A 2,163-nucleotide genomic window follows, 5' to 3' on the forward strand; every position below is an offset into this window, starting at 1 on the left:
CGTCTGGTCCGCCCCCGGCGAGGTCGCCCACCAGGCGGCCCTGCGCAGCTCCATGCGCAGCCTCGGCCTGTCCGGCGGCCCCGCCCAGCAGGTCGCCTCCGGCATCGGCCCCACGCTCGCCACGGCCTCCGCGGTCGGCGGCGAGACCGTCGTCCTCCCCCTGGTCGCCCGTAACCGCGTCATCGGCATGCTGACCCTCGGCAAGCCCACCGACGAACACTTCCGCCAGGAAATCCTGGAACTGGCCGAGGACTTGAGCCGCCGAGCCGCCCTCGCCCTCGACAACGCCCGCCTGTACTCGGAACGCACGGCCATCAGCCAGTCCCTCCAGCGCAGCCTCCTGCCCCCCGAGCTGCCCGAGATCGACGGCGTCGAGGTCGAGGTCATCTACCGCGCGGCCGGCGAGGGCAACGAGGTCGGCGGCGACTTCTACGACCTCTTCCCGATCAGCGACGGCGCCTACGGCTTCGCCATCGGCGACGTCTGCGGTACAGGCCCCAACGCGGCCGCCGTCACGGGCCTCGCCCGGCACGCCCTGCGCCTGTTGGCCCGCGAGGGCCTGTCCGGCCCGGCGGTCCTGGAGCGACTGAACTCGGCCATTCTCGACGAGGGCGCCCGCAGCCGCTTCCTGACCCTCCTCTACGGCGAGCTGCGCCCCCAGGACGACGGCAGCGCGGAACTGAAGGTGGTCTGCGCCGGCCACCCCCTGCCGCTCCGCCTGCGCCAGGACGGCACGGTCGAACCGGCCGCCGAGCCCCAGCCGCTTCTCGGCGTCCTCGACGACCTGGAGCTCTACGAGCAGACGGTCACCCTCGACCCCGGAGACGTCCTCCTGTGCGTCACGGACGGCGTCACGGAGCGCCGTGAGGGCACGCGCATGCTGGGCGACGACGGCCTCACGGACGTCCTCACGACCTGCACGGGCCTGACCGCGGGCGCCGTCGCTGCCCGCATCATGCGCGCCGTGGAACGCTTCGCCTCGGACGCCCCGTCCGACGACATGGCGATCCTGGCGATGCGGGTCCCGGGCCTGCAGACGGACTGAACGCAGTGAGACGAGATACGGATACGAGAAAGGCCCCGCCCAATTGGGCGGGGCCTTTTCACTGGAGCCCCCTAACGGAATCGAACCGTTGACCTTCTCCTTACCATGGAGACGCTCTGCCGACTGAGCTAAGGGGGCCTGCCGCCTTTTCGAGGTTTCCCCCGAGGCAACGGAATAGATCATACCCCGAACAGACGCCTGCTCCCAACCACGCTCAGAAAGCAGGCTGGAGCAGTCCGCCCAGCGCATTGCAGGCGCCCACGATGCGCTGCATGTCCCGCTTCGTCAACGCGGCATCGACGGGCAGAGCAAGCGTCTCGTCAGCGGCACGCTCGGTCTCCGGCAGAGAAACGCAGCGACGGAACTCCGGCAGCCGGTGCACGGGCGTCTTCACCGGCACCCGGCACTCAACTCCCCTGGCCCGCACGGCGCGCGCGAACGCGTCACGGTCCGGCCGCCCATTGCCGGGCACCCGCACGACGTACTGCTGATAGGTGTGCCCATCGCCCCCGTCCGGGGTGCGCACCCCCCGCAACTTCGCGTCGAGATAGGCCGCCCGCTCCCGCCGCTGCGCGACCTCGTCGTACGGCGCCTCGGACTCACCCTGCTCCAGCACGAGCAGCCCGTGCCGCTGCCCGACACCGTGCAGCCGCGCGATGTCGGCCGGCCGACCGAAGCGGTGTACGACAACCACCGCTGCGGTACGGGGAGTTAGAGCCGCCTCGACAGCGGAGGCATCGAGGCAGTACGTCACCGGGTCTATGTCGGCGAACACCGGCAGCGCTCCGGCCATGGCGACCGCCTCAGCGACCTCGACGTTCCCGAAGGCCGGTACGACGACCTCGTCACCGAGTCCGACGCCGGCGGCCCTGAGCATTGCAGCAGTACCCATGCTGCGGATGGTGGTTGCGCAACGTGAACTTCAAGTGACGCACAACGAAAAAGGGCCGGACCCCGAACCGAAGTTCAGGATCCGACCCTTTGAATAATTGTTCGGCGGCGTCCTACTCTCCCACAGGGTCCCCCCTGCAGTACCATCGGCGCTGTAAGGCTTAGCTTCCGGGTTCGGAATGTAACCGGGCGTTTCCCTCACGCTATAACCACCGAAACACTATGAA

General features: G+C 69.3%; 2 protein-coding genes, 1 tRNA gene and 1 rRNA gene. 1 reads left to right on the top strand and 3 read right to left on the bottom strand.

What is annotated here, in order from left to right:
• On the top strand, positions 1-1,045 hold a 1,045-nt coding region (locus GRC12_RS43825; protein ID WP_208786004.1), incomplete at its 5' end, for a PP2C family protein-serine/threonine phosphatase.
• 62 nt (positions 1,046-1,107) lie between these two features.
• Here the strand turns inward: GRC12_RS43825 and GRC12_RS43830 are convergent.
• From GRC12_RS43830 to rrf, 3 genes are all read right to left on the bottom strand, one after another.
• A tRNA-Thr gene (locus tag GRC12_RS43830) sits at positions 1,108-1,183 on the bottom strand.
• 76 nt (positions 1,184-1,259) lie between these two features.
• Positions 1,260-1,922 carry a DegT/DnrJ/EryC1/StrS family aminotransferase gene (locus tag GRC12_RS43835; protein WP_133046228.1) on the bottom strand — a complete coding sequence of 221 codons (663 nt, stop codon included), beginning with the start codon at positions 1,920-1,922 and terminating at the stop codon, positions 1,260-1,262.
• Positions 1,923-2,036: 114 nt separating this feature from the next.
• Positions 2,037-2,153: ribosomal RNA gene (gene rrf, locus GRC12_RS43840) — 5S ribosomal RNA — on the bottom strand.
• Positions 2,154-2,163: the final 10 nt, after the last annotated feature.

The sequence above is a fragment of the Streptomyces griseorubiginosus genome (genome assembly GCF_017614965.1).
In the GTDB taxonomy this organism is placed as follows: Bacteria; Actinomycetota; Actinomycetes; order Streptomycetales; family Streptomycetaceae; genus Streptomyces; species Streptomyces griseorubiginosus_B.